Annotated in this window: 26 protein-coding genes and 4 pseudogenes; 16 read left to right on the top strand and 14 right to left on the bottom strand. The window is 67.1% G+C overall.

What is annotated here, in order from left to right; genetic code table 11:
• Positions 1 to 28 precede the first annotated feature (28 nt).
• Both ACIBZJ_RS28785 and ACIBZJ_RS28780 read right to left on the bottom strand, forming a co-directional pair.
• Positions 29 to 1225: an MFS transporter gene (locus tag ACIBZJ_RS28785; protein WP_395935004.1), complete on the bottom strand. Its 1197-nt coding sequence runs from the start codon at positions 1223 to 1225 to the stop codon at positions 29 to 31.
• A gap of 65 nt (positions 1226 to 1290) precedes the next feature.
• Positions 1291 to 1428: pseudogene (locus tag ACIBZJ_RS28780) on the bottom strand (SDR family NAD(P)-dependent oxidoreductase); the annotation flags it as partial.
• A 150-nt stretch (positions 1429 to 1578) separates the two neighbouring features.
• Between ACIBZJ_RS28780 and ACIBZJ_RS28775 the strand changes: the two are divergent.
• Both ACIBZJ_RS28775 and ACIBZJ_RS28770 read left to right on the top strand, forming a co-directional pair.
• Positions 1579 to 2430: a helix-turn-helix transcriptional regulator gene (locus tag ACIBZJ_RS28775; RefSeq protein WP_395935002.1), complete on the top strand. Its 852-nt coding sequence runs from the start codon at positions 1579 to 1581 to the stop codon at positions 2428 to 2430.
• Positions 2427 to 3095, top strand: a complete 669-nt coding sequence (locus tag ACIBZJ_RS28770) for an NADPH-dependent F420 reductase (protein ID WP_395935000.1) — start codon at positions 2427 to 2429, stop codon at positions 3093 to 3095. The genes ACIBZJ_RS28775 and ACIBZJ_RS28770 overlap by 4 nt, the downstream gene beginning before the upstream one ends.
• A gap of 50 nt (positions 3096 to 3145) precedes the next feature.
• On the opposite strand, the gene ACIBZJ_RS28765 is transcribed toward ACIBZJ_RS28770, so the two are convergent.
• Positions 3146 to 4261 (bottom strand): NAD(P)/FAD-dependent oxidoreductase, encoded by a 1116-nt coding sequence (locus ACIBZJ_RS28765; protein WP_395934998.1) that lies wholly within the window; start codon positions 4259 to 4261, stop codon positions 3146 to 3148.
• Positions 4262 to 4346: 85 nt separating this feature from the next.
• On the opposite strand from ACIBZJ_RS28765, the gene ACIBZJ_RS28760 reads away from it, so the two are divergent.
• Positions 4347 to 4826, top strand: a complete 480-nt coding sequence (locus tag ACIBZJ_RS28760) for a MarR family winged helix-turn-helix transcriptional regulator (RefSeq protein WP_395934996.1) — start codon at positions 4347 to 4349, stop codon at positions 4824 to 4826.
• Between the two features lie 15 nt (positions 4827 to 4841).
• On the opposite strand, the gene ACIBZJ_RS28755 is transcribed toward ACIBZJ_RS28760, so the two are convergent.
• Positions 4842 to 5423: a hypothetical protein gene (locus ACIBZJ_RS28755; protein ID WP_395934994.1), complete on the bottom strand. Its 582-nt coding sequence runs from the start codon at positions 5421 to 5423 to the stop codon at positions 4842 to 4844.
• 133 nt (positions 5424 to 5556) lie between these two features.
• Here ACIBZJ_RS28755 and ACIBZJ_RS28750 point away from each other — a divergent pair, with 133 nt between their 5' ends.
• The 3 genes from ACIBZJ_RS28750 to ACIBZJ_RS28740 all read left to right on the top strand — a co-directional run bounded on the left by ACIBZJ_RS28750 (position 5557) and on the right by ACIBZJ_RS28740 (position 8663).
• A complete protein-coding gene (locus ACIBZJ_RS28750) occupies positions 5557 to 7443 on the top strand; it encodes a histidine kinase (RefSeq protein WP_395934992.1) in 1887 nt (628 codons plus the stop codon).
• The gene (locus ACIBZJ_RS28745) at positions 7431 to 8078 is read left to right on the top strand and encodes a response regulator transcription factor (RefSeq protein WP_395934990.1); all 648 of its coding nucleotides are present in this window, start codon (positions 7431 to 7433) and stop codon (positions 8076 to 8078) included. Before ACIBZJ_RS28750 ends, ACIBZJ_RS28745 begins: the two co-directional genes overlap by 13 nt.
• A gap of 153 nt (positions 8079 to 8231) precedes the next feature.
• A complete protein-coding gene (locus ACIBZJ_RS28740; protein ID WP_395934987.1) occupies positions 8232 to 8663 on the top strand; it encodes a peptidoglycan-binding protein in 432 nt (143 codons plus the stop codon).
• A gap of 142 nt (positions 8664 to 8805) precedes the next feature.
• Here the strand turns inward: ACIBZJ_RS28740 and ACIBZJ_RS28735 are convergent, their stop codons facing one another.
• Positions 8806 to 9507, bottom strand: coding sequence for a TetR/AcrR family transcriptional regulator (locus tag ACIBZJ_RS28735; RefSeq protein ID WP_395934985.1), 702 nt, complete (start codon positions 9505 to 9507; stop codon positions 8806 to 8808).
• An 88-nt stretch (positions 9508 to 9595) separates the two neighbouring features.
• Here ACIBZJ_RS28735 and ACIBZJ_RS28730 point away from each other — a divergent pair, with 88 nt between their 5' ends.
• On the top strand, positions 9596 to 10498 hold the full coding sequence (locus ACIBZJ_RS28730) for an aldo/keto reductase (protein ID WP_395934983.1): 903 nt from the start codon (positions 9596 to 9598) through the stop codon (positions 10496 to 10498).
• A gap of 96 nt (positions 10499 to 10594) precedes the next feature.
• On the opposite strand, the pseudogene ACIBZJ_RS28725 reads toward ACIBZJ_RS28730, so the two are convergent.
• Positions 10595 to 10690: pseudogene (locus ACIBZJ_RS28725) on the bottom strand (peptide-methionine (S)-S-oxide reductase); the annotation flags it as partial.
• A 211-nt stretch (positions 10691 to 10901) separates the two neighbouring features.
• Here ACIBZJ_RS28725 and ACIBZJ_RS28720 point away from each other — a divergent pair.
• Together ACIBZJ_RS28720 and ACIBZJ_RS28715 are read left to right on the top strand one after the other, a co-directional pair.
• The gene (locus ACIBZJ_RS28720; RefSeq protein WP_395934981.1) at positions 10902 to 11057 is read left to right on the top strand and encodes a hypothetical protein; all 156 of its coding nucleotides are present in this window, start codon (positions 10902 to 10904) and stop codon (positions 11055 to 11057) included.
• Positions 11058 to 11080: 23 nt separating this feature from the next.
• Positions 11081 to 11512, top strand: coding sequence for a type II toxin-antitoxin system VapC family toxin (locus ACIBZJ_RS28715; RefSeq protein ID WP_395934979.1), 432 nt, complete (start codon positions 11081 to 11083; stop codon positions 11510 to 11512).
• 56 nt (positions 11513 to 11568) lie between these two features.
• Here the strand turns inward: ACIBZJ_RS28715 and ACIBZJ_RS28710 are convergent.
• The 4 genes and pseudogenes from ACIBZJ_RS28710 to ACIBZJ_RS28695 all read right to left on the bottom strand — a co-directional run.
• A pseudogene (locus tag ACIBZJ_RS28710) lies at positions 11569 to 11706 on the bottom strand (peptide-methionine (S)-S-oxide reductase MsrA); the annotation flags it as partial.
• A gap of 35 nt (positions 11707 to 11741) precedes the next feature.
• Positions 11742 to 12266 (bottom strand): type II toxin-antitoxin system RelE/ParE family toxin, encoded by a 525-nt coding sequence (locus ACIBZJ_RS28705; RefSeq protein ID WP_395934977.1) that lies wholly within the window; start codon positions 12264 to 12266, stop codon positions 11742 to 11744.
• A 6-nt stretch (positions 12267 to 12272) separates the two neighbouring features.
• Complete coding sequence (locus ACIBZJ_RS28700; RefSeq protein WP_395934975.1) at positions 12273 to 12584, bottom strand: type II toxin-antitoxin system Phd/YefM family antitoxin; 312 nt, start codon at positions 12582 to 12584, stop codon at positions 12273 to 12275.
• A gap of 297 nt (positions 12585 to 12881) precedes the next feature.
• A pseudogene (locus ACIBZJ_RS28695) lies at positions 12882 to 13019 on the bottom strand (peptide-methionine (S)-S-oxide reductase MsrA); the annotation flags it as partial.
• Between the two features lie 14 nt (positions 13020 to 13033).
• On the opposite strand from ACIBZJ_RS28695, the gene ACIBZJ_RS28690 reads away from it, so the two are divergent.
• The 5 genes from ACIBZJ_RS28690 to ACIBZJ_RS28670 all read left to right on the top strand — a co-directional run bounded on the left by ACIBZJ_RS28690 (position 13034) and on the right by ACIBZJ_RS28670 (position 19892).
• The gene (locus ACIBZJ_RS28690) at positions 13034 to 14533 is read left to right on the top strand and encodes a recombinase family protein (protein ID WP_395934973.1); all 1500 of its coding nucleotides are present in this window, start codon (positions 13034 to 13036) and stop codon (positions 14531 to 14533) included.
• 1573 nt (positions 14534 to 16106) lie between these two features.
• Positions 16107 to 16373 carry a hypothetical protein gene (locus ACIBZJ_RS28685; protein ID WP_395934971.1) on the top strand — a complete coding sequence of 89 codons (267 nt, stop codon included), beginning with the start codon at positions 16107 to 16109 and terminating at the stop codon, positions 16371 to 16373.
• A 115-nt stretch (positions 16374 to 16488) separates the two neighbouring features.
• A complete protein-coding gene (locus ACIBZJ_RS28680; protein WP_395934969.1) occupies positions 16489 to 17748 on the top strand; it encodes an FtsK/SpoIIIE domain-containing protein in 1260 nt (419 codons plus the stop codon).
• 96 nt (positions 17749 to 17844) lie between these two features.
• On the top strand, positions 17845 to 19248 hold the full coding sequence (locus ACIBZJ_RS28675; protein ID WP_395934968.1) for a replication initiator: 1404 nt from the start codon (positions 17845 to 17847) through the stop codon (positions 19246 to 19248).
• Positions 19245 to 19892 (top strand): hypothetical protein, encoded by a 648-nt coding sequence (locus ACIBZJ_RS28670; RefSeq protein WP_395934967.1) that lies wholly within the window; start codon positions 19245 to 19247, stop codon positions 19890 to 19892. The genes ACIBZJ_RS28675 and ACIBZJ_RS28670 overlap by 4 nt, the downstream gene beginning before the upstream one ends.
• 154 nt (positions 19893 to 20046) lie before the next feature.
• Here ACIBZJ_RS28670 and ACIBZJ_RS28665 read toward each other — a convergent pair whose 3' ends face one another.
• Positions 20047 to 20556, bottom strand: a complete 510-nt coding sequence (locus tag ACIBZJ_RS28665) for a hypothetical protein (protein ID WP_395934966.1) — start codon at positions 20554 to 20556, stop codon at positions 20047 to 20049.
• A 172-nt stretch (positions 20557 to 20728) separates the two neighbouring features.
• Here ACIBZJ_RS28665 and ACIBZJ_RS28660 point away from each other — a divergent pair, with 172 nt between their 5' ends.
• Both ACIBZJ_RS28660 and ACIBZJ_RS28655 read left to right on the top strand, forming a co-directional pair.
• Positions 20729 to 21595 (top strand): helix-turn-helix domain-containing protein, encoded by an 867-nt coding sequence (locus ACIBZJ_RS28660; protein ID WP_395934964.1) that lies wholly within the window; start codon positions 20729 to 20731, stop codon positions 21593 to 21595.
• Positions 21592 to 21801: a DUF397 domain-containing protein gene (locus ACIBZJ_RS28655; protein ID WP_395934962.1), complete on the top strand. Its 210-nt coding sequence runs from the start codon at positions 21592 to 21594 to the stop codon at positions 21799 to 21801. The genes ACIBZJ_RS28660 and ACIBZJ_RS28655 overlap by 4 nt, the downstream gene beginning before the upstream one ends.
• Positions 21802 to 21907: 106 nt before the next feature.
• On the opposite strand, the gene ACIBZJ_RS28650 is transcribed toward ACIBZJ_RS28655, so the two are convergent.
• The 3 genes from ACIBZJ_RS28650 to ACIBZJ_RS28640 all read right to left on the bottom strand — a co-directional run bounded on the left by ACIBZJ_RS28650 (position 21908) and on the right by ACIBZJ_RS28640 (position 24262).
• Positions 21908 to 23065 (bottom strand): MBL fold metallo-hydrolase, encoded by a 1158-nt coding sequence (locus tag ACIBZJ_RS28650; protein ID WP_395934960.1) that lies wholly within the window; start codon positions 23063 to 23065, stop codon positions 21908 to 21910.
• Positions 23001 to 23294, bottom strand: coding sequence for a hypothetical protein (locus tag ACIBZJ_RS28645; protein ID WP_395935602.1), 294 nt, complete (start codon positions 23292 to 23294; stop codon positions 23001 to 23003). Before ACIBZJ_RS28645 ends, ACIBZJ_RS28650 begins: the two co-directional genes overlap by 65 nt.
• A 251-nt stretch (positions 23295 to 23545) precedes the next feature.
• The gene (locus tag ACIBZJ_RS28640; protein ID WP_395934958.1) at positions 23546 to 24262 is read right to left on the bottom strand and encodes a hypothetical protein; all 717 of its coding nucleotides are present in this window, start codon (positions 24260 to 24262) and stop codon (positions 23546 to 23548) included.
• Positions 24263 to 25244 lie beyond the last annotated feature (982 nt).

Below are 25244 nucleotides of genomic sequence, written 5' to 3'. Positions count from 1 at the left end.
GGCTCGCGCCGGCCGCCCGCCACGGAAGTCAGCCGACCTCGGTCCGCGGACGCAGACCCGTGAGCACCAGTGCACCGAGCAGTGCCACCACACCGCCGACGACCAGCGACGCGTTCTCCGCGACGCTGTCGACCAGCACGCCGCCGACGATCGCGCCGAGAGCGATGGCGATGTTGCAAACCGTCACGATGAGGCCGCCGATCTGCTCGAGACGGGCCGGCTCGGTCCGGGCGCCCCAGCTCAGCACCGTGGTCGGCACTCCGCCGAACCCGAAGCCCCACAGCACCGCGGTGGCGAACAGGCCGACGAACGAGCCGCCGAACACGTGCATGAGGAGCATCCCCGCACCCAGCGCGGCCGGGAACACGAACACACCCACCCTCGCCGCACGGTCGGCCACCGGACCGCTGACCGCCGTACCGAGGAAGTTGGCGACGCCGAACGCGAGCAGCAGGGCGGCGAGCCCGCCGGCGTCGATGGTGGACATGCTCTCCACCGCGGGCCGGATGTACGTGAATCCACTGAAGTGTCCGCAGAAGATCAGCAGGACCGCCAACAGACCGAGCAGGACGACGGGAGACCGCAGCGTCGTCCCCAGCGCCCGGGACCCGCTCGCCACGGCCGGTGTGACGTGCGGCAGCGTCGCAGCCTGCACGGCCAGCGCGACGCACCCCACACCGGCGCCGAGCAGGAACACGCCACGCCAGCCCCAGACCTCACCGAGCCAGGATCCGAGCGGGACGGCCGCGACCGTCGCGACCGAGACACCGGCGTTGATGACGGTCAGCGCGCGTCCGAGGTGGTCGGAGGGCACCAGGTGAGCGGCCACCGCGGTGGCCATCGCCCAGAACCCGCCGAGCGCGACACCGAGCAGAAGCCGGGCGCCCAGGAGCACCGCGAGGTTCGGCGCCAGCGCGACCGCGAGATCGGAGACGATGGCCAGCACCGTGAGGCCCATCATCACGCGGCGCCGATCGGCTCGGGGCAGCACCACCGAGATGAGCAGCGCCGAGAACGCGGCGGCGATGGCCGTCACGGTGACGCTCTGGCCGGCCGTGCCGTCCGACACCCGCAGGTCCTCGGCGATGCGCGGAAGCAGGCTGGCGGGCAGGAACTCCGACATCACGATGGCGAAGATTCCCAAGCCCAGAGACACGACGCCGGCCCAGGAGGGCGAGTGGTCCGTCGTCGATTCCGGGGCGACCGGGTTCGCGTCGACTACCACTGCAGTTCGCCGTTCTCGTCCTGGAGCGTTCCGGTCCGGCCGTCCTGACCGAGGGTCGCCAGACGCCCGATGGCGGATGCGGCGAGCTCGCCGCGTTCCGCGTCACGCGCGCCGAGGTACACGTCGTGGCCTAGCTCCACCAGCTGCCTCGCGGTCTCGAAGCCGATGCCTTTGCTGGCGCCGGTGATCAAGGTGACGGTCATGCGTTTCCTCCAGAGGTGCGCGGCCCGATCGGGCCGTGGGGAAACGTAGGCACGCCCTGTTCCGGCCGCCAGAGCCCCGCCGAGCCGGGGGTCCGACAGGACCCCCGCTGAGCCCTCCGCACCGCTCCGAAGAGCCTTTACGCTGGCCCTATGAGCAATGCTTTGGGCGCGTACCTGCGGGCTCGGCGCGAGCTGGTGACACCGGAGCAGGCGGGCATCCCCGACGACGGCGTCCGGCGGGTGCCGGGGCTGCGCCGCGAGGAGGTCGCGATGCTCGCCGGCATCAGCGCCGACTACTACCTGCGGTTGGAGCGGGGCCGCGACCGCAATCCGTCCGTGCAGGTTCTCGAATCGATCGCCCGGGTGCTGCAGCTCGACGACGATCACCTGGCGCACCTGATGACGCTGGTCGCGGAACGTCCCCGGCAGCGCCGCCGCCGGGCGCCCAAGGAGACCGTGTCTCCCGGCGCGCTCAAGCTTCTCGACTCACTGGTTCAGCCCGCCTTCATCGAAGGCCGGTACTTCGATGTCCTCGCTTCGAACCGACTCGCCAGGGCGCTTTCTCCCGGCCTCACCGTCGGACGCAATCAGCTCAGAGATCTTTTTCTGGACGCGACGGAGCAGGCTCACTATCCGGCCTGGCCAGAGATCACGGAGTGCTTCGTCGCGAGTTTCCGGCAGGCCGTGGGCAACGACATCGACGATCCCCGCTTCATCGAACTCACCGGGGAACTCGCGCTGGCAAGTCCTCGATTCCGTCAGCTCTGGGCCCGTCACGAGGTGGGCGAGCAGCACGAGACGAGGGTCGTGATCGATCACCCCCAGGTCGGGGAGCTGGCGCTCAACCGGGAACGGCTGAGCATCCACGGCGCCGGGGGTCTGATGCTCATCGTGTACTACCCGGACCCCGGCTCCAGCGACGCCGACAAACTGGCGCTGCTGGCCTCCGCGGATCTCCCGTCGGCGGCCGATGCACACGAGTTCCGGCGAGCCGACACGTGACGACGATCGGCATACTCGGCGCCGGCGAGGTCGGAAGCCAGCTCGCCCGCGCGGCGATCGCACACGGGTACCAGGTCGTCATCGCCAACTCGCGGGGCCCGGAGACGCTGACCGGACTCGTCGACGAACTCGGCCCGTCGGCGCGAGCCGCCGACCTCGCCGGGGCTGCCGCAGCCGCCGACTTCGCGATCGTCGCCTTCCCGTACCGCCCACTGGACGACCTGCCCGTCGACGAGCTCGCGGGCAAAGTCGTGCTGGACACGAACAACTACATGGCCTGGCGCGACGGCCACTACCCGATCGTCGACTCGGGGGAGAAGACGGTCCACGAACTGCGCCAGGAGCAGCTCCCGACGTCAAAGATCGCGAAGGCGTTCACCCACGTCCAAGCGCCCAGCCTCTTCCGGCTGAGCCGGCCGGCGGGAGCACCCGACCGCCAGGCCCTGGCCGTCTCGAGCGACTACCCCGAAGCCGTCGAGCTCGTCACGCGCCTGTACGACCAGTTCGGCTTCGACACGGTCGACAACAGCCCGCTGAGCGAATCCTGGCGTTCCACTCCGGGGACGCCGATGTGGCACCTCCACCACGTCGGCCAGAGCCGCGAGGAACTGGTCCTCAACCTGGAACGGGCGGGTTCGCGCTCGGAGCGGCCACGCGGAGACTGAGGTCTCGGCTCGTCCTCGGCGCGTCCGGCGTGCTGCGCGGCACCCCGACCTCAGTGGTCGTCCGGGCCGCGGACGTTGCCGAAGCGTGCGGCGAACCTCGCCGTGAACAGGTCGGCGCCCTTGCGCTCGTAAACCGTGTCCAGGGTGGCCGCGACCGGACCAGCTGTCGTCGGGAGCTGGCCGACGCCCGCATGCGTTCCCAGCGGAAGCAGAATCCGTCGCTCGGGCGTCGGGAGGTAAACCGTGCAGGGCGGATCGCCCGCTAGCTGTGCTCTGACGTTCGCCACCACGGCCTCGGCTTGTGCCATCGCGTAAGACGCCATCTTGGGGTCGGGAAGTGCGGCGATGTCTCCCAGCGCGTAGACGTGGTCGTAGCCCCGGACGTTGAGGCGCCCGGTGACCGGAATCGTCGCCTGCGCGGTCAGCTGCGTGAGACGTCCGTCCGTGAGGTACCCGGTGTTGACGCGGACGCCGAACGCGTGAAACCAGATGTCCGCCGCGATCTCGTCGCCCTCGGTCGTGGTGACGGCGAAGCTGTGGGCCCGTCCGGCCTCGGGAGCGGGCAGCGCGGTCAACTCCGTGCCCAGCCGCACGTCGATACCGAGCTCGTCCAACTGGTGCCGCAGGCCGGCCCGGACCTCGGGGAGGAAGCCCGGAAGTAGTTCCTCGCTCTTGTCGACGACGACCACGTGCTTGTCCGGCCACACCTGCGTGATCTCTCCGGCCAGCTCCAGGCCGACCGGGCCCGCGCCGACGATCAGCACCCGGCCGGCGCCGCTCAACTCCTTGTGGGTCTCGCGAAGGTCGTCCAGCTGCGCGGCGATACTCGTCGACGTGGAGCGGGGCTTGGCGGGGTACGCGTAGCCGGAGCCAGTGGCCAGCACCAGGTAGTCGGCGTCGACCTGCTCACCCGAGGCGAGCGTCACGCCGGCCGGCGCCACCGAGACGGCGCTGTCGCGAACCACCCGTCCGTGTTCGAGCAGCGATTCGAACGAGAAGAACGCGTTCGGTGCCCAATCCGGTCGGGTGAGGGCCCGGAGGGACGCGGCGGCGTTGACGAAGGCCTCCCGAGGGTCGATGAGGACGACGTCGGCCACGTCGTCCAAGGACTTGGCGACCAGCGAACCGCCGTAACCGCCGCCGACGACCACCACCGTGCGGGCCATGGCTGCTCCCTCCGTAGCGAGTTGACGCGTCAACTCTAGGCCTCATCGAGTTGACGCGTCAACTCGCCAGCGATACGGTTCGGCCATGGGGGAGTCGCGCGCGCTGGAGCCCGACGAGTGGGAGTTCTGGCACAGCTGGATGCAGGCGCAACGGCTTCTCGTCAACGAGTTGGACCGTGGCTTGCAGCAGGCGCACGGAATCTCGAAGGCGGAGTTCAGCGTCCTGATCACGCTGCACCGTGCGCCCGGCAACCAGATGCGGGTCGGCGAGCTGGCGGAGTCGCTCGGGTGGGACAAGAGCCGGGTCGCGCACCTGCTCACGCGGATGGAGAAACGCGAACTTCTGATCCGGACCGAAGGTGCGTCCGACGGTCGGAGGGTCGGGATCGGGCTGACCGCCGAGGGCCTTCGTGTTGCCCGGAGCGCCGTCGTGAGCCACGGGGAAAACATCCGCCGCTCCTTCTTCGACACGCTCGCGCCCGAGCAGGCCGCGGCCATCCAGAGCTGGAGCCGGCAGACGGTCGGCCGGTTCGACGCTCAGGACGACGACCGCGGCCCGGCCTGACCGCTCTCGCGAGACCTACGGACCCAGTTCGGCTACGACCCGGTGTCCGCCGGCGTCGGCGGGTGCGAGCCGGCTCAGAGCCGACGCGGCGACCAGCGCCCACAGCACGTCCCACCCCGCGATCGCCCAGACGGCGGCCGGCGCGGGCGGCCCGCCCGAGCCGATCAGCACGGGCGTCATCACGACGAAGATGTAGATTCCGAGCACCAGGGGCGCGACGCGCTGCCACGCCGGCCCGCCCCAGCGGCGAGCGACGACCACACCGGCGACGATCAGGCCGATGCCGGTGAGCAGCGGCCCGACGCCGAACAACGCGTCGCCGACCGCAGGGCTGTGGGGGTACACGACCTCGGCGATCGCGAGCGTGGCCTGCCCGAGGCCGGCCGCGCCCAGGCCGATCCGGGCGGCCCGGCTGGTGCCACCCGCTCCGGCCGGCGCGAGCGCGACGACCGCCAGCAGCTCTCCGAGGTGGATCGTCGCCTGCACCAGCCAGCCCAGCGAGGGTTCCCACCGCGCGACCGCGGAGACAGCGGCGTAGAGGGCACCGGCGGCGGTGATCAGTAGTGCAGCCAGGGCGGCGGCACGAGGTCGGGTCATGGTGAGTACTCCAGGAGTCGGGGACCACCACGTTGACGCTGCTCACGACCGTCGGACATCCGCGCGGACACGCGTTCGGAGGCAGGTGCTGGCACGGTTGCCCGGCTCCCGGCGGCCCTGTCACGATCCGGGCATGCGAAGAACCGGTGCCGCCGCGTGCTTCGTGCTCACCTGCGTGGTCTCGGTGGCTTCGGTCCCGATCTCAGTGGGCCGCGAACCGGCGTACGACGTCCTCCTCTACCCGGTGAACGCCATCGCGCTGGGCCTGTCCGGCGCGCTGATCGTCACCTACCGCCGATCGAACCCCACCGGCTGGGTGCTGAGCGTGATGGGCCTCGTTGCTGCCTTCGTCGAGTTCACCGAGGGCTACGGCTACCACGCCACCTGGCCCGCGGCGGCCACCAGCGAGTGGCTGACGAACTGGACGAACTATCTGGGCATCAGCGGCACCGCGATACTCGTGTTGTTGTTCCCGTCGGGACGAGACCTGAGCCGGATCCGCCGCGCCGGCGTGTGGGTGGCATCCCTCGCCACCGGTCTGCAAATGCTGGGCGCGGCCCTCGGCCACGCTTCGGATCCGGCCTTCGCGTCCGGGGTCAACCCCCATGCGATCGACGGGTTGGAACCGGTGTACTTCGTCGGCCAGGTGCTGTTCCTCGGGTGCCTGCTGGCCGCCATCGGCTCGGTGATCGTCCGGTTCCGCCGTTCGACCGGTGTGGAACACCAGCAGCTGAAGTGGGTCGCCTACGCGCTTGCCCTGCTGGCCGTGATCGGCTCGCTCGCCACGTTCCTGTACAACGACAGCGCACTGGTGCGGGTCGCGATCGCACTCGTGGTTCCGCTGCTCCCGGCCGCGATCTGCGTCGCGATCCTGCGTTACCGGCTCTTCGACATCGACCTGATCATCAATCGCACGCTCGTCTACGGCGTGCTGACCGTCTTGCTGGGTGGCGCCTACCTCGCCACCGTGCTCGTCCTCGGCGCCGTTCTGGGCCGCGGCTCCTCATGGGCGACGGCCGGTGCGACGCTCGCGGTCGCGGTCGCCTTCCGACCGCTACGCGGCCGCGTGCAAGACCTGGTCGATCGCCGTTTCCGGCGAGCCCGTTTCGAGGCCCTCGCCCGCGTCGATGCTTTTCTGGACGCTCTTCGAACGGGCCGTGCGGAACCCGAGGCCCTGGAACAGCTGCTTCGTGATGTCATGGCGCGGCCGGATTTGGAACTGCGCTACCTCCCGCCCGGCGCGGAGCACCCGGCGGCCGACGGTGAACTTCTGGTCGAACGTGCCGGCGTGTCGCTCGCCGTGGTCGCGCACGCGGACGGAATGAGCGGGTCGGCCCGGCTGCTCGACGAAGTCGTGGCGCGGGCCGGTCTGGCCATCGAAATCGCCAGGCTCCGCGCCGAGGTCAGGCACCAGCTCGCCGCGGTGGAGGCGTCGCGCGCCCGCATCGTCGCGGCGGGGTACGAGGAGCGCCGGCGCCTCGAACGCGACCTGCACGACGGGGCGCAGCAGCGCCTGGTCAGCATCGGGCTGACGCTTCGCCACGCCCAGTTCGAACTCGGCGGGAGCCCGGCCATCGACGTCGCCGTCGAGCAGCTCGGCGTCGCGATCTCGGAGCTCCGCGAATTGGCGAACGGCATCCGGCCCGCGTACCTGGACGACGGGCTCGACATCGCCCTCCGGGAGCTCGCCGAGCGAATGCCCCTCCGCGTCGACGTACACGTCGACGGTGCGCGGTACGCCTCCGACATCGAGGCGACCGCCTACTTCGTGGCCTGCGAAGCGCTGGCGAACACGGTCAAACACGCGGGCGCGACCGGAGTCGCGTTGCGTGCCGAGCGAAAGGACGGCCACCTCGTGCTGACCGTCAGCGACGACGGCACCGGGGGTGCGCGTCCGGCCGAAGGCACCGGGCTGCGCGGCCTGGCCGATCGGATCTCGGCCCAGGGCGGCCGGATGCGCGTCGAGAGCCCGCCGGAACAGGGCACGACCGTGATCGCCGAGTTGCCGTGCGCGTCCTGATCGCCGAGGACCAGGTGCTGCTCCGCGAGGGTCTGGTCCGCCTGTTCGAAGACCGGGGCCACCACGTCGTGGCGGCCGTCGGCGATGCCGGGTCGCTGTTGCGAACCGTCGACGAGGAGCGTCCCGACCTCGTCGTGGTCGACGTCCGGATGCCGCCGACGTTCACCGACGAGGGGACGCGCGCCGCACGCGACCTCAAAGACGCCCACCCCGACGTCGGGGTCCTCGTCCTGTCGCAGCACATCGACACGACGCACGCGACGAGGCTGGTGGGCCTGGGCGGATTCGGCTACCTCCTCAAGGACCGCGTCCTGGACGTGCAGGACTTCCTGGCCGCAGCGCAGCGCGTGGCCGACGGCGGGTCGGCGTTGGATCCGTACGTCGTCGGCGCGCTGCTGGCGGCACGCTCCGCGGACGATCCGCTGTCCGCGCTCTCGGCCCGGGAACGGGAGGTGCTGGAACTGATGGCCGAGGGCCTCAACAACCCCGCGATCGCGCGCCGACTGGTCGTCAGCGAACGCACGGTCGAAGGGCATGTCCGGCACGTGTTGCTCAAGCTCGGGCTGGCGGATTCCGACGACGGCCACCGGCGGGTCCTCGCGGTGCTCGCGCTGCTCCGTTCACCGGAGCGCTGAGGCATCACCGCGTCAGTGCGCGACGCCCGGAGCCTCGCTCATCCTCGTCAACCGAGCCCCACCGAAAAGGGCCGAATGTCACACTGAACGAGCGTCCATGAAGGACGTAGACACTCTTGTACGGGGGCTCGAATGCACAATTCCACACGGGGCGTGCGCGCCTTGCTCAGTACTGCCGCGGTGGCGATCATCGCGGCGGCCGGCCTGGCCGCCACCGCCTCGCCGGCCGCTGCGGCGACGCCGCAGTGCACCCGATCCGGAACGGAGTACGGGGCCTACGGCTACCTGATCATCCCCGTTTCCTCGGGCGGAAGCAGCTCGTGCTGGCTCGCTCAAGGAAGCGTCAGCTCGGCGGTCACCGCCTTACAACAGGTCCTGAACTGCAACGGGAAGGCCGGCACGCCACTCAGCGTCGACGGCGACTTCGGCCCGGCCACCAAGAACGCTGTCATCGGTTACCAGCGGTGGATCAACTCCGTCGGCGGGAACCTGGCAGTCGACGGCGTCTACGGCCCGAACACCGAGGACGCCATCGGCCGACTCCCGCGGGTCAGCGACGGTGCCTGTGTGCCCCGCGGTGGCTGAGCGGCGCCGGCGCGCGTGAGCAAACGGGCGGTTCGGCTGACCGCCGGACCGCCCGTTTCGCGCTGCCGGAAACGCGTTGGCCGCTACGGCAGCAAGACTATTGGCCGTCGTGACGTCTCGGCGCCCGACCGGCCGCAGGCGATCAGCGCGCGAGTTGGTGAAGCCAGTCGCGCATCAACGCAGTCTCGGTGGGGCGGAGGGGCAGGTCTTCGCCGACTGCCGCACCCAGCGAAGCGTCGAGCGCGACCGCGAGCGACGCGAGGCCGGGGTCCGTGCCGGGGAGCGCGTCGATGATGACCGAAGCGACGACCGACTCGCGCATTTTCACGGAAAGCTCCAAGTCGCGCTCCTCGGCAGGTGCCGCGATCAGTGCGAGTGTGATGCCAGTGCCGGCGGCAACCGAAAGACTGGCAGCGGTAGCGGAGGGCACTCGCAGTCGGCCCGCGGCAGCGACCCGATCGAAGAAACTCACCAGCTGGTGATGCGCCCTATTTGCGGCAGGCGGCCGCCGACCGGGCCGGCCCGTGCCGAACATCAGCACGTATAGCGCGGGATGCCGTAGCCCGAAGTCGACGTGCATGTCCCAGCCCCGCCGCACGTCGTCGACCGGGTCGTCGGTTGGCGCCAGCTCTTGCTTCTCTGCCAGATAGAGATCAAAAGCCTGGACGGCTACGGCATCGAGAAGCCCGTCCATATCGCCGAACAGCCCGTACAGCGAGGCGGCCCGAACGCCCGCCGCTGCGGCAACCGACCGGGTCGAGACCGACTGAAGGCCGTTCTGCTCCAGGAGCTCGGCCGCAATCGCGACGATCCGTCGACGCGTACGGGTCCTCTCGTCATTCACGGTGGCGATGCTACGCGACCCGGTGTATCACTGAGACGTGGCACTGCTACGTTCAAGGTCGTTGCACTGATACGCAAGGGACTGTGAAATGAATCGAGTCGGATACGGCGCCATGCAGCTCGCGGGCCCGAACGTGTGGGGCCCGCCGGCCGACCCCGAGTCGGCGCGGCAGGTGCTGCGCCGTGCGGTCGAGCTGGGTGTCACATTCCTCGACACCGCGAACGCGTACGGTCCGCGCACCGTGAATCAGTTGATCGGACAAGCGCTGAGCCCGATCCCGGACGACGTCATCGTCGGCAACAAGGTCGGTGCCGGTCGCGGACCCGGTAAATCGTGGATCCTCACCCACCACCCGGACACGATCCGCAGGCAGGTCTACGAGGCCCTGGAGGACCTGCGGGTAGAGGCGAGCGGGTTGACTTACCTCCGGCTCGAAGGAGACACGCCTGGAGCCGGCAGCGAAGTGCCCCTCGAGGAGTCGCTCGGTGCGCTCGTCGACCTGCGCGACCAGGGCCTGATTCGTTCCATCGGGCTCTCCGGCGCATCACCGGAAATGCTGGCCCGGGCGCAGAGGATGACGTCGATCGCGGCCGTGCAGAACCGCTTCAACCTGCTCGACCGCAGCGGCGTTCAGGTCCTCGCCGACTGCGAGGCCCAGGACATCTGGTTCGTGCCGTACTACCCGCTGGCCGCCGGCCGGCTCACTGCCTGCGCTGCGCTGACCGCCCCGGCAGAGCGCCTCGGTGCGACACCGGCCCAGGTCGCACTCGCCTGGCTGCTGCGTCGTTCACCGGCCATGCTCGTCATTCCCGGTACGTCCAACCCCGATCACCTGCGCGCGAACGTCGCCGCGGTGTCCGTTGCCGAGCGGTTGACCGACGACAAGGTGGCCCAGTTGTCTCGCCTCGTCGACGAGTCGATGGCCACACTGGATCAGCCGCACCAGTCGACGATCGACTCGCACGCGACCGAGGGCCATCGTTCCCGGTGAACGAGCTGCCCGCCTGTCCGGACCGCCCGTGGTCGAACTTGGCGCGTCAGTGCGCGGCGCCCGGAGCCCGACCTCGGCCTGCGCCGGCAGGGCACCGACACCGATCGGGCACGACAGCCCATTCGGCCCGTGGTTGCAGTACCCGTACGGTTCTTGGCGTCCGACAGGTGACTGCTGGTGATGGTCGTAGGCGTGGCAGCACGCCCCTGTGACCCGGCGTAGCAGCGCTGATACCGCGGAATTCAGCCGTACACGCGCTGGCGTCGGGAGGCAGGCCCCCGTGCATCTAGCCTCGTCGCGTGATTGATGCGGAGGCGCGAGCGCAGCACTGCAAGCGGACGGGTTGTCGACAGACCGGTGTTCGAGGTCTGGGCAAGTGATGATGGGCGCTTACACTCCACGTATGGCCGACGAACCGGTCTCGCTGAAGCGAGACGACGAAGAGCCTGCGAACGAGCGGACCCTGCCTCGGCACCTCGCCCGGCTGATGGGTTCGTTGCGTGGCCCCGCGGACCTTGCGCAGAACCACGACAAGTATCTGTCGTTCCCGCAGGATTAGCAGGCTGGCGGAGCAGCCTCGGCGTGATTCTCTGCGATACCGGGCCGCTCGTCGCGGCTTTCAACGGGGCGGACGACAATCACGAGCGCTGCTCTCGGTTTCTCGTCGAGAACTGGACTCGGTTAGTTGTCCCGTCCCTCGCGGTGACAGAGATCTGTCACCTGTTGGCCGATCCACGACGGCGCGGCAGCCAAGGGCTAGCAGCAGATTTCTGTGCCGCGATCGCCGAGGACGAGTTGCGCGTGGTGGAGGTCTCGCCCTACGACTACCGACGAATGTCGGAGCTTCTCAGCACCTATGCGTCTCTTCGCTTACAGGTGGTGGATGCCTGCGTCGTAGCGCTCGCCGAGCGGCTGGACCTTCGAGAAGTGGCGGCGCTCGATCGCCGAGACTTCAGCGTGGTGACACCGCGCCACCTTCCGAAGGGGCAGCGGCTCCGGCTGCTTCCGGAATGAACTCGGGCGGCCCGGCTGATCGCCGAACCGCCCGTGGTGATGCATGTGCTACTGCGTCAGTGCGCGGACCCGGGAACCTCGACGGAAGTCTGCGCCGGCATGTTCCCGACCCCGATCGGGCACGAGAGCCCATTCGGGCCGTGATTGCAGTACCCATACGGGTTCTTGACGTCCGACAGGTACTGCTGGTGGTAGCAGTCTCGGCGATGTGAATTTTCGCTGAGCGTCGTCACGAGTCCTGGGGCGGGGACATATATGCAGTCCAGAGGTCGACGGCCTGCTGGAGATCGGCGGCGGCCACTTCTTCCCGGGCCATCCCAACCGTGTGGATCAGGCGTTCTGCTAGCCAGTCCGGTACGGGCTCCCGTGACGGCGCCTGCTCCTGGACGAGATCTCCCGCAAGCTTCCCCAGTCTGTCGATCACCTGCGCCAACGCAACGAGATGAGGCTGCGTCTCCGCCGCGCGGTGCAGTCGAGTCGTAGCCTCGCGGTACACCTCCGCATCAGCGCGTGCACCGATCGCCCAGATCTCGCAGATCTCTATCGTTTTGTCTGCCGTGATTCGGTAGACGACTCGCCACGTGTTGCGCCCGACGACCAGCTTCCGGAATCCGGTCAGGTCACCACCCAGGGGGTAGTCGGCTTCGGCGTCGTCTGCCAGCAGCAGGATCTTCTTGAGCACCTTTGGGACGGCATCAGGGCCGATCCGGCGGAGGTCGTCGAGTGCATCGTCGGTAAAGGTGATGCTGGCCATTGGTCGTCAGTGCTCGTCGTCCTCGAGCGATGCCAGCGAGTCGCGGGTATGGCCGAAGGCGGTGAGCACGTCGTCGATTGACGTGCGGTGGCCGGTATCGGTCGCGGAGCGGGCGAGGACCAGTGCCAGGTCGTGTAGATCTGAGATCACCGTGTCGATCTGCTCCAGCCGCTGGAAGCTGACGAGGACCGCCACCGGTTGATGCCGTCGCGTCACGACGAGGTCCGCGCCCGCTTCCGCCTCGGCAACGAGCCCGGCGACTCCGCGCTGGGCGGCCTCGGTCACGGATACCTGATGCGGGTCATGGAGCAGTGCCATGACCAAACTATACAGAGAAATATATAGCTCTGTAGGAGGCGGTATCAGCGTCTGCCGCTCGAGGATCACGCGGTTCAGTGAACGGCGCTCAGCGAGCGGATATTGATTCAGATGAATCGGGCTGACTCTCCAAGGCCTGGCGATAGCGACGCGAACCGCGCGAGGCTGGGTGCTCGGGACTGACCCGGCGACAGACATGGAGTCCACGTCTGCCTGATCGGCCAGGTGGCTGATAAGTCAAGCGGGCGGTCCGGCTGGAACCGGACCGCCCACCACCGTGCAGCGTGCGTCAGAGCGTCAGTGCGCGGCGCCCGGAGCCTCGATCGAGGTCTGGGCCGGCATGTTCCCGACCCCGATGGGGCAGCTGAGCCCATTCGGGCCGTGATTGCAGTACCCGTACGGGTTCTTGGCGTCCGAAAGGTACTGCTGGTGGTAGTAATCTAGAGAATGTGCAATTAGTCGAGGCACCAGACGACGACCGAATTCCGGTGGTCGCCTACGCCCGCATCAGTGACGACACTGAGAAGGACGGGCACGGCGTCCGCGATCAACATCGTGTCAACCGGCAGACCGCTCAGCGGCTCGGTTGGCGGATCGTGGCAGAGCTGACCGACAACGACCGCTCCGCGAGCAAGGCGGACGTCGTCCGTGAAGACTTCGAGGAGATGCTTCGCATCCTCCGCCTCGGCCGGCTGTCGAACGGTGCTGCTGTCCGCGGTGTCGTCCTCCTCAACGAAGACCGGCTGGCGCGCCGGGCCGGCGACTACGAACGGTTCGTCGAAGCGCTCACGTCCGAAGACGGACGGGTCTATGCGGACGAGCGTGGGCCGAAGGACCTGTACGCCGAGGAAGTCGAGGGCATGGGCCTGGTCGGCGTGGCCTTCTCGAAGATCGAGTCTCGCAAGATGCGGCGCCGGCTGCGGCGCTCTCACCGTGCGAGGGCTGAGGACGGTCGGCCGGTGGGTGGCACTCGGCCGTTCGGCTGGCTGCCGGACCGACTGACGCTCGACCCGGTCGAGGCTCCGTTGCTCGCCAAGGCGGCTCGGGACTTCGCGTCGGGTCGTTCGCTGAACTCGCTCGTACGCGAGTGGCAAGAGGCCGGCGTACTCACGACGCGCGGGAACGCGTGGACGATGGACGCACTCAAGAAGACGCTTGCCAATCCGCGGCTGTGCGGCTGGCGACGGCTGCGCGGCGAACTGGTCGCCGACGACGCGGGTAAGCCGGTCGTCGGGCAGTGGCAACCCATCGTCGACACCGAGACCTGGTTGGCCGTGGACGCGATCATGCATGCTCGCAAGGGTCGGCGGGTGCGGTCCGACGGCTCCATCGGCGATCCGCTACCGGTCGACAAGACCGTTCATTGGTACCTGCTGAGCGGCATCCTGCGTTGTGGCAAGGGTCGCCCGGACGGGACTCCCTGCAATGCCCATCTCCGGGTGATGGATCGGCGCCATGGGCGCTACATCTATGTCTGCCCTCCCAAGGGACAGGGCGGCTGCGCGGGTATCGGTCGGCATGGGCCGCTTGTCGACGAGTACGTCACTGAGGCGGTGCTGGCGAAACTGGAAGAGCGGCAGGCGGTAGCCGCTGAGGTTGAGGCCTGGGCGGGTGAAGCGGACCTGGAGGTGGTCCAGCGGCGCCTCGACGCGCTCGGCCGGCAGTGGCGTGCGGGTGGCCTCTCGGATGAGTTCTTCTTCGCTAACGTCGGCGCGTTGGAGGAGGAGCGCACGCGTCTGCGTAACGAGAAGGCGCGCCATGCCGCCGTCGTCCGGCGTAGTTCGGCGGCGCTCGATAACGTTCGGAAGCGCTGGATGAGCGGCGAACTCGACGTCATGCAGAAACGCGCGATCATCCGTGAGGCCTTGCACGCCGTGATCGTCCTTCCGGCCGGCCGTGGGCGCGCACCGTTCAATCCCGACCTTCTAGTGCCGGTGTGGCGCGAATAAACATCTACCGTCGTCACCCCTTCGCGACTTGTGCGCACTGGTAATCTGAGTTTGGAAGTTGCTAGGGGAGTCCGGGTTGTCCGGGCAGGCGACGCTATCTGACTGCGGCCGTTCGGCGGACTCCTGATAGTCCTCCTCTTCCGAGGCCTCGACTCGACTTCATTCTTTATCCCGGGTGACTGTCGGCATTTCATGTCGGCATGTTGCCGCAACTTCCTTTCTGTCCAACGCAGAAAGGAAGTCATCATGGCGAACAACGATGCGCATGAGTGGGGACGCCGGCAGGCCGCTGCGTCTCCTGTCTGGTCCGAGGAAAAGTGGCAACGTGTAGGTCGGCTGCTCGGCGTCGATCTGCGCGAGTCAGACGCAGAAGAGCCCCGGGCTCGCGGGCCGGACGACGCTGAAGACGTTGCCTAGACGACGATACGAAGCTGGGGTTCGTCCAGTCCGCGGCCTCGGTGCCGCGTGCCCGCGCGGTGGGGTGGCGCGTCAGCGCCGGGGTCCCCGGCCGCGCGGGTGCGCGGTCGGCGGCCGTAGGCCGCCCTTGATCTATGTAAGGAAAGTTTGAACACATCGCAAGACCGATCTGTTGGCACGACCGTTGTTGCCACCTGCCCCACCTCCCCTGACCCCCGGCGACCCACCGTTCCGGGAGCAGGCCGGCGGCGGGGCCGCCACATGTCGACACATCGAATTGCCCGACCTCGGAGGATGGCGGCCCCGCCGGTGGTCTGCTCGGCTTGCCCTGGGTCGCCAAGCGCGGCGTGATCAGTGGTACGGCTGCGCTTGATTGGTTCACAGATTGTGTTGGTGTTGCTACTCTGGTGATCCGAAGTAGACGAGCGAGTCGAGTGCGAGAGGAGCGTCCCGATATGTTGTCCACTCTTTGGTCCTTGGTGGCTCCTTGTGCCTTCTCGCCCGTTTATCGGGCTTCGGGTACGGATCGCGGCGCCTTCGGGTTCGCTGCTGCGATCTAGCCCTTCTCGTTCTTCCGCCCCGGTGTGGGGCGTTTGGGTTGGCCGCGTCCGGCGGATGTCTGGTGCCGGATCGCGGCCTTTTTCGTGTGTGCTGACGTCGCGAATGCGTTTCCGCCTGAGGCGGTGAGTGACGCGTCGGCGTGGGTGCCGGTTAGAGGCGCTGATCTTGAGAATTCTTGAACATTCTTTGTCCAGCACTTTCGGGCCGTGTGTCGGATTCGACGCAAGGCAGGGAAAGTGTGTGCCAATTTCGGGTCCAATGCGTCGCATTTGCGAGGCCGCCGAATTGGCCATGTTGCGCTGTCTTGATTTGGGTTGAAATGAAAACTTGCGCCGCATTTGCTGGAGCCATTTACTGAATCCGGGCCGCACGGAAGTGGCCCGAGGAAAGGCTGGTTACGGATGACCGGTCGCAAGTACGCGGGTCTTGTTGGTGCCCACCCGCGTCTTGTTCCTCTCGCCTTTCTCCATGGATGGAGCTGGTTGTTATGGCTGTCAACGGTCTTCCGAACGTTCTACATCTGGATTCCACTCAGGTCGGTTTCCTCGCGCTCTCTGTCCCTGAGGCGCGGGTGGACCAAGCGGGCCGGCCGGTCGTGGACAAACAAACCGGGCTGCCGCTCTTCCGGGTCCAAATCGCGCTGCTCCACCCGGACGAGCCCGCGGGCCTGGTCACCGTCACCGTTCCGGGACGGCCGGACGGGATCGCTCCGGCGACCCCCGTTCAGCTCGCCCGGTTCACCGGACGGCCCTGGATCGGTGACTCGGGTAACTGGGGCATCGCCTTCCGGGCCGATTCGCTGGCGCCCGTCGATGCGGAGACCCGGCGTCGGCACGCCTCACCTTCCAACGGCACCGCCTGACACGGGCTTCTGCCTCGGCTGGAGGGAGGTGAGCGGTGATGTTTCTTCTCGCGCTGGTAATTCTGATTCGACGCGGGCCGTGGCGAGCAGCGCTGTTCCTGCTCAAGGCCTGGGCATGGCTGCTCGGGTCGATCGCCTGGCTGGTGCTATTCCTCAACCGGCCCACGCTGCGCTGCTGCTCCTGGTCGCGCTCGGGTGCGCGCTGCTGGTCTGGCGGCTCCGGGCGTGGCTGTGGGGCCAGCTCTGGCGGTGGCAGGGCGATCGGATCGCGGCGGTGATCCCCGATCGAGCCTGGGTGTGGGTGCGGCGCTGGCAATGGCCGCAACTGGCCTGGCGTGCGGGGCTGACCCGTCCGCAGGGCACGGGCGCTGGGGCGGCGATCGAGTATCTGGGTGGACGGTGGCGACCGATCCCGAACGGCTTCGTCGTGGTCGGCCGGCTGCTGGATGGTCAGACTCCCATCGACTATTCGAGAGCGTCTGAGCCGCTGGCCGAGTCCTGGCAGGTGGCTCGGGTCGCGGTCGATTCCCCGGCTCGGGGCTGGGTGCGGATCACGGCTCTGTGGTTCGATCCGCTCGCAGTTCCGTTCCGGGCGCCGCTACCGAATCCGCGGCCGGACCTCCGGGCGCTGGTGCTGGGCCGGCGGGAAGACGGCTTCTCCTGGACCGAGCGGCTGATCGGTCGTCACGTCCTGGTCGCCGGGGCCACGGGCGCCGGCAAGGGCTCCGTGCAGTGGTCGGTGATCCGGGCACTCGGCCCGTTGCTCCGCTGGGGGGTCGCGGAGGTCTGGACCGCCGACCCGAAACGGATCGAGTTCGCCTCCGGCCGGCGGCTGTTCGCCCGATACGCGGCCGAGCCGGCCGAGATCGTCGAGCTGGTCGAGCAAGCGGCGCAACTGGTCGCCGACCGCGCCCGGCGCCTGGCCGGCTACGCCCGAACCCACACGCCCCGGCGCGGTGATCCGTTCGTGCTGCTGAATATCGATGAGCTGGCCTTCCTGACCGCCTATCTCAGCGATCGGAAGCTCAAGGAGCGGTTCGCCGCCGCACTGGCCACGGTGCTCACCCAAGGGCGAGCGCTCGGGGTCGCGGTCCTGGCCGCGGCGCAAGATCCGCGGAAAGAGACCGTGCCCCTGCGGCAGCTATTCACTACCCGGATCGCGCTACGGCTCGACGAGCCATCACAGGTCGACCTGGTCCTCGGTGACGGCGCGGCCGACCGAGGCGCGGCAGCACACCTCATCCCGCGTGATGAGGCTCGTGGCGCCGGTATCGCGTACGTCCTGACCGACGGTGACCCGACACCTCGGCGGGTCCGGGCCGGCTACGTCTCCGACCGCGACATCGCCTGGACCGTCGCCACCTTCACCCCATGACCGGCCAGCACACGACCGGTCGAACCCGCGCGGGCGGGTAGCTCAATCCCGGCTGCCCGCCCGCGTCCGAACCGGACACACCTACGGAGGGCAGCCATGATCACCGATCACTCACCAGAGGACGCGCTCTCCGCGCTCCTCGACTCCGCCGGCCTCACCCCGGACGTGCTCGCTCGGCTCATCGCCTGGGCCGGTGCCGGCGACTTCGGCCAGCTCCAACGGCAGCTCCGGACCGTGGGCGGCTGCTCCCGGCCGGTCCACCTGTCCGGCGCGGTATACCGCGTCGATCCGGCGTCCGGCGACGCCGTTCCGTCCTGGTACTCGACCCGGGAGACCACCGGAACGTTGCTCGTGCCGTGCGGCTCCCGGCACGGCGTGCTTTGCGCGGCCTGCGCCCGTCGCTACGCCGGGGACACCTGGTTTCTCATCTACGCCGGGCTCGCGGGCGGCAAAGGACGGGCGGCCTCCGTGCGGACGCACCCGCGGCTGTTCGTCACCCTCACCGCGCCCGGCTTCGGACCCGTCCACACCGCGAACATCTCACCCGATGGACGGCCGGCGGTCTGCCGTCCCCGGCGGGACAAGCCGCTCTGCCTGCACGGGCTCCCGGCGTGGTGCTCGGTTCGGCACCCTGCCGACGATCCCGTCGTCGGAGCTCCGCTGTGTGACGGCTGCTACGACTGGCCCGGCCTCGTCCTCTTCAACGCACACGCGACGGCGCTCTGGCACCGCTGGCGCATCCAACTCGCTCGCGAAATCGCCCGGCTCGCGGGACGGACCGTCCGGGACGTCGCCGACGCGGTGCGGATCGCCTGCACCCGGGTCGCCGAGATCCAAGCCCGCGGTGCGATCCACCTACACGCGATCATCCGCGCCGACGACGCAACTGATCCCGACCTGGCACCGCCGGACTGGGTCACCGCAGACCTGCTCGCGGACGCCGCTATCCGCGCGGCCGGCTGCGTCCAGGTCGAGGCCCCCGCCAACCGGGTAGGTGAGTGGGTCTTCGGTTGGGGACCGCAAGCCACCGCCGACCCCATTCCCTCCGGGCAAGACGACGAGACTGAGCGGCGGCTTGCGGCCTACCTCGCCAAGTACGTCACCAAATCCCTCGGCGCGGGCCTGGCCCGGCGGATCGGAGCACCCGCCGAGATACCGCTCCTCGACGTCACGCGACACATCCGAGCACTAGTCGGCATCGCCTGGCGCCTCGGCGGCCTACCTGAGTTCCAGCCACTGCGGCTACGGGCCTGGGCACACCAGAACGGATTCCGCGGCACCGTCGCCTCCCGCACCCGGACCTACTCCACCACCCTCACCGCACTCCACCAACAACGCCGCGACTACCGCGCCGCGCAAGCGGCCGGCGGCGACCGGTTCGGCGACGTCCAAGCCGACGCACTCACCCGATTCCGCTACGCCCGGACCGGCCTCGACCCAGCCGGCACCTGGCTCATCACCAACGACGACCGCGACGAGACGGAAGGAGGCTCACCATGACCACCACGCGTAACCGCCCATCCGGGCGACTCGTCGTCGCAAAGGGCGGCCGGCTCCTACCGGGTGTTCCACCTCGGCGCGTTGCCACTGCACGCGGCCCGACCCCGGGCGTCGTCGACGACGGGCCTACTGACGATCCGCCGCCGGTCATCGCGAATTGGCGTCGTCCGGTCCTGGCGCTGAGCGCCATCGCTGCCGCTCTCGTCCTCGGGCTCGTAGCCTGCACGATCGGCGCGGGGCTCTCCGTCATCGACGACACCCCGGACACTCCCGAGGTCCGCGTGCTCTGGTTCCTCAGCTGGGCTTTTCCCGACGTCGGCGACAAAGGCCCATGGCAACGCAACGTCTGTGACGACGCCACCGGGAGAGTTTCCGCCGTCATCCAGGCAGAAGACCAGCGGCTACACGATGAGTTCGCTCCGGACTGGATCGCTCGTCACGCCTGGAATCCGGACTACCGGTCGACGGAGTCCGGACACCACGCCAGCGTGGCCGTCGACGGAGAGCTGGAGATCCATCGAGCCGGCGAGAACGGCTTCAACCCCTACACCCAACCCGACCGGACCTGGACGTTCACCCTGCGACACAACCCGCTGCACGAGTGGGTCTGGTGCATCACTCACGTGAGGTCACGGCCCACCTGAGGCACTACGGCCCCGGACACCTGGCCACGCACTCGCCACGCGTCCGGGGCCGGCGTCGCTCGACGTCCGGCGGCCAGCGCTGCGCCCGGTATCCGCTTCGGCAGCGGCTCGGGTCGAACCTCCGTTGGACGGACGCCCCGCAAGCGAAAGAGCCTCAGGCGGGCATGCTTGAGCACGGCGGCCTCACGAGGCTTCGCACGGAGGCGCGCTCCGACAGGCTGAAACCGAAGCGAACCCCGGACGGCGTCGGACCGCTGTCCCACAGAGCCGCTTGCGCGTCGATCCAATGCACGAATTCCGCCTGCGCCCGATCGACCGTGACGCCTCGCGCGGTGGCGATCGCCGACCAGTCCGCGCCCACTTCGCGCGCATCCCGGACGTCGGCCTGCGAACCCCAGTTCAACGCCCGGCTGATGGCTGTCCGGAGAGCCATCAGGTAGAGGAAGTCTTCGGCCGTGAGGCGTGACGCGTAGGGGTGGCCCGACCGAACTGCGTAGGCACGGTGACTGAGCTGGGCTTCGCTCGCCACCAGGGAGCTGAACGGGGCGTTGAGGAGGAGCTCCGGATCCGGTTCCGGAATCGCGCCCTCGTCATAGCCTCGAATGTCTCCGCCTTCGAGATCGAATGCCGGGGGGTCATGGTGCGGAGCTGAGCCGTGCATCATCGGAAGTCTCCGTTCTGGGCACGGACTACCGCGCGACGTCACCCGGTGCGCTCGAATTTTCGCGAGCGTTCAGCCGACGTGAGAGTCTCTTGATGAGAGTTTCACCAGATCAGTTCTAGGCAGTTCGTCGCAAGGCGAGTCCGGTGTCTCACGGGGAGACGACAATGTGCGCGTGGAGAGTTCGGGAGACGAGCCGGTGACCACGGCAGCGGCTACCCCGACCGTCGTTCGTCGTCAGCTTGGCCGGAGGTTGAGGCTGCTCCGAGATACGGCTGGCGTCTCTGTTGAAACCGTCGTCTCCGACCCACGGCTTGGGATCTCCCGGGCCAAGCTCTACAAGCTCGAAGCGGGAAAGCACCCGGCGAAACCTCAGGACGTGGCAGCGCTTTGCCGTCACTATCGCGCCTCGAACGAAGAACTGGAGGCGCTGACGACACTGGCTCTCGCGACGCAGGGCACCAACTGGTGGCACATCTTCGGCGCAGACGCAGTCCCCGAATGGTTCAGCCTGTACGTCGACCTAGAGCCGGCGGCGGCGTGGATCCGGTCCTACCAGCCGGAGCTGGTCCCGGGGCTACTCCAGACACCTGAGTACGCCGTGGAGGTCTATCGGGCACGAAACCCTGAAGACGATGGAGCCGAGCTTCAGAGGCGCGTAGGCGTGCGCATGGAACGACAAGCGATCTTGAAGCGCCCGAGGCCGCCCGTGTTGCACTTCGTCCTCAACGAGGCGGTCATCCTCCGCGAGGTCGGCGGATCAGATGTAATGGGCGCCCAGACCGAAAAGCTGCGCGAGATGGCAGGTCGGCCGTCGGTAACGATCGACGTGTTACCGCTCAAGGCTGGTGCGCACGCCGCAATGGAGGGCGCCTTCGTCATCCTCGACTTCGAGGATCCACAGGAAGACCCGTCCGTGGTCTACCTCGACTCGCCCAGCTCGGCCGTCTACCTCCAGCAGCCCACCGAGCTAGAGCGCTATACGACGATCTTCGATCACGTCCGCGCCGCAACCGTTCCCCTCCAGGAGTACCTGACATGACGCAAGAACCCTCGGACCCACGATTCTTCAAGAGCAGCTATTCCGGCGGGAGCGGAGGTGAATGCGTCGAATGCGCCTACGAAACCGACGCTGTGATGCTTCGCGACAGCAAGCACCCAAACGGAACCGTTCTTGCCTTCGGCAAGGTCGGATGGGAACGCTTCATCTACGGCATTCGACGTGGCGACTTCAAGAAGCAACCGTGACACTCGCTAGCCGTTGGTGCTCATGCTCGTGCCGTGGTCCGCGACGCGCGAAACTGGCTGTCCGCTCATGGCCGGTCACGTCGGCGGCTATGTGAGCGATCCGACGTTACCGATACGCAAACAGATGAGATGCGGGGGGCATGCATTGCACCTGCCAGTGGCCTTCAGATATCTGCGCTCGCGCACGAACATGGCCGACCTTACCCCATGGATCCTGAACGTTCCTACCCACTTGATTAATCATGGCGCCGATACCGCGAACCGTGGACGACGGCGGGAGCCGCCTAGGTGATGCAGTGATGTAAGCGTCCGGCGTCAGCTCAAGGATTCGCACGATGTCGTCTGGTGCCGGGCGCTTAGTCTTTCCACCCCTATACGGGGCAAGCAGAGCCAGGGGCTCAGGAACCGCTAGATCAGCCCACATCGGTGCCCAGTGCGCATTGGGAGCACCATGGTGAGGCACCTTGACAACTTCTGCCTTTCGAGCCGGCCTATGCCAATCGAGAGCGCCTTGCCATCCGCACCCAACGGGGCCTTTCAGTAGGTCAGCGCCGAGAAGAATGCTCCGATTCCCGACAGTGATCCAGAGAGCAACCGCCAACTCGTTCGGGTCCGCAGCAGGCGAGCGTGGCAACTCACCCAGTCTTAGCGCACCATCCGCCAACTTTCGAATAGACCGAGTAAGCGCCTCCTGAGAGGGTGATATCGCCAGTATCTCCGCCTGCGTGTCTTGTACCGGAATGGATAGAAGCGAGAGCCGCTCGGTGGCCCGAATGAGAGGGCGCCTGCCTTGTAGGCTGCGCGGTCGGGTTCGCGCAATATCGAAGATACTTCGGTATTCCCGGTAGACTCGCTCTCGCACGAGCGAACCTACGCGCTCATCATCTTCAGCCAGGGCGTAGAACTCATCGGTAGAAAGCGCCGCCGAGCAGACAAATGAAGAGGCCTCGCAGGCCTCGTATACTGAGGACAGCCCCGCGATATGGTCATCGTGCGCATGAGTGCCGACGACCAGACGTACTGCATCCTTTAGTGCGACTTCCATTGAATTTAGATACGCCAGCGGTGGGATCTCGCCGTTTGTTTGGTCCCGGCAAGAATCAACAACTATCCAGTGATTGTCGCCCAAATGCACAACAATCGACTCACCCTTGCCTGGACCGAAAATCGAGACTTCAATCTCATCGGCGGCGGGCGGGTCATTCCCATAGGTCGGCAAGGTCGTTGCGCAGCCTCTCGACTCCGGCCGCGACGATAGCGGCATCCTTGTCTGTCCACTTGCCAAGGCGCCGGAGACGGACGCTCGACGTTCGTTGACGTCGTCCCCCGTCAGAGACCGTTCGCACAGTCAGATAAAACAAGACGCCTGGAGCGATTTGTTCTGCATCGCTAGGACTCAATTGATCCAGGTCAAATTCCGCAGTCACCGTCGGCGACGTGCCATCGGCCGGCACCAATTCGGCTGTGAAATAGGGAACATCAACCTCGATCACTCGACCGTCCCATTTCCGCAATCCTACTATCCGAAACTTCCCTACGTCGGGCGTCGGCTCGTCAAAAATCGGTTGGGTAGTCGACGCGGAAACTTCAGCCAGCGTCTCGGTAGGCGTGAGGTGTCGACTCGCAGGCCTTGGCGAGGCAAAAACCGCACGTATAGCACGATCGACTGGGCCAAGCGTCCGATCGGCGGTACTAGCCGATGACTCGTGATTGATCGGATATTCGAGGGTCGAGCCGCCTGTAGTCATCGATCCCCCAGCGCACTAATTGCTGCGACAATCTCGTCGGCCGCTAGTCGGCTCGCGGTCCATCTATCACGCAGGATCTCAACCGCTACAGAGGTAAGCCCGGTGCGTGGCTCGTTTAGCTGAGGAACCTTTATCTGATCGCGGGAGGTGGGCACCCGAGAGTCTCGGGTGAGGTCGTAGTGGTCGTTAGTCGAAACATGTACCCCGCTCTCCATGCGTGGCGCTGGCTCGACGGTAACCGTCACCGAACCGCCAAAAGCTCCGTCTCTTCGCGCCCCAATGATGGATGTCGAAAGCATGGCGGGGTGCACGAGAACTGATGACCAGACTTTTTTTGGGGCCAGCAAATCGCCAATCCTGTTCTGACGCTTCCGGGATCCAGCGTCAAAATGAAGATTCCTGTTGATCCCCAATGCGCTTAGCGGTGTGTGCGGCAGGGTTCGGAGGATAGCGATTGCTAGGTCACGCAGTTGCTCTGTGTCATCAAGCGACTCGGTCTGTATCTGCAAAGTATCAGGAACTGCTTGAAATTTGAGCCAACCGATCGAGAACACGGCGAACTGCGGCGTAATGGCGTCAAGTACTGGATCGGCGCCCTCGTCTGGCCCCAGGAGGTCGTTGGCTATGAACCACTGTGGTGAAAATATGGCTGGGTTGAATGCGCCCTTTATCACGACGCTGGCCACATCGAGCGCGATGGTCGGCGACGCCACGTGTGTTGCCCTCCGTCATATGCGCCAACTGGTCTTCGGATTGTAGATGAAACATGTGCTGCCTGAGGAGGCGCTGCCAGCACAATCTGATCTGCCTCGCATCGGCTCGATGCGTCGGTTGCTCCCGCGGCTCTGGGGTGGTCGCCGGCGCGGAGGTCGTCCGTCGACCGGACGATGCCATCCCCGGATGTTCGGGTACTCGCAAGACTACTGAGCGCGAGGCGGCCAGGGAGTCCCGGGTGAGACTACGGCCGCGATGGCGGGCAGCGAGCGCGAGCCACAGCGGCCTGAGTTGCTACGGCCACGGTTGCAGGAGTACTCGGTCAGCTTAGGGTCCGGGATGTCGATACTCGGCTGTCGCGAGGCGATGAACTAGCCGCCAAATCAGCGACGCCGAGGGCACTCACGTTGGTGGGTAATCCCAACTATCAGATGAGCGCTACCGCTCCTGTGCGCAGCCTGGGTGCTCGACAAACATGCATCGCATACGGCATCGGTCGTGGTATCTGCCTCAGACCTCCCCGGGAAGTTGCGCGATCCTGGAGAGGAATCGACCGCGGGCGGGACCCCACTCCGCCACCCCCATGTGAACAGCGACTCCGCATCGGTCACTTGCGAAGGAAACACGTATATAGGTGCACGTTCCACATGTGGCTGAGATGACGTTTTTAACGACCATTCTGTATGTTCGATAGGCAACTGCGCAAGAACGTCAATGGAGGGGGGAATTCGGGCTCGGTTGCGGCATGTGTCGACAGTGGCGCGTGGCGTCCACGTCGACAATACTGGGCGCGGCTTGGCGAGACTTAGGGGGCGGTCTTGGAACTACTCGGTCCAGTCGCAGTCTTTGCAATCAATCTGGCGCTCTGGATCACGTGCATTGTCATTCTTCGTAGTCGCCTACTTGGTGTGTTGAGCCTAGGTTCAATACTCTTACTATCTATTGTTATAGAACCGGCAAAGGTAGGAGATGTCGGTCTAG

The organism is Cryptosporangium sp. NPDC051539, assembly GCF_044454545.1.
Classification (GTDB): Bacteria; Actinomycetota; Actinomycetes; order Mycobacteriales; family Cryptosporangiaceae; genus Cryptosporangium.
This window is presented reverse-complemented; position numbering and strand designations above follow the sequence as displayed.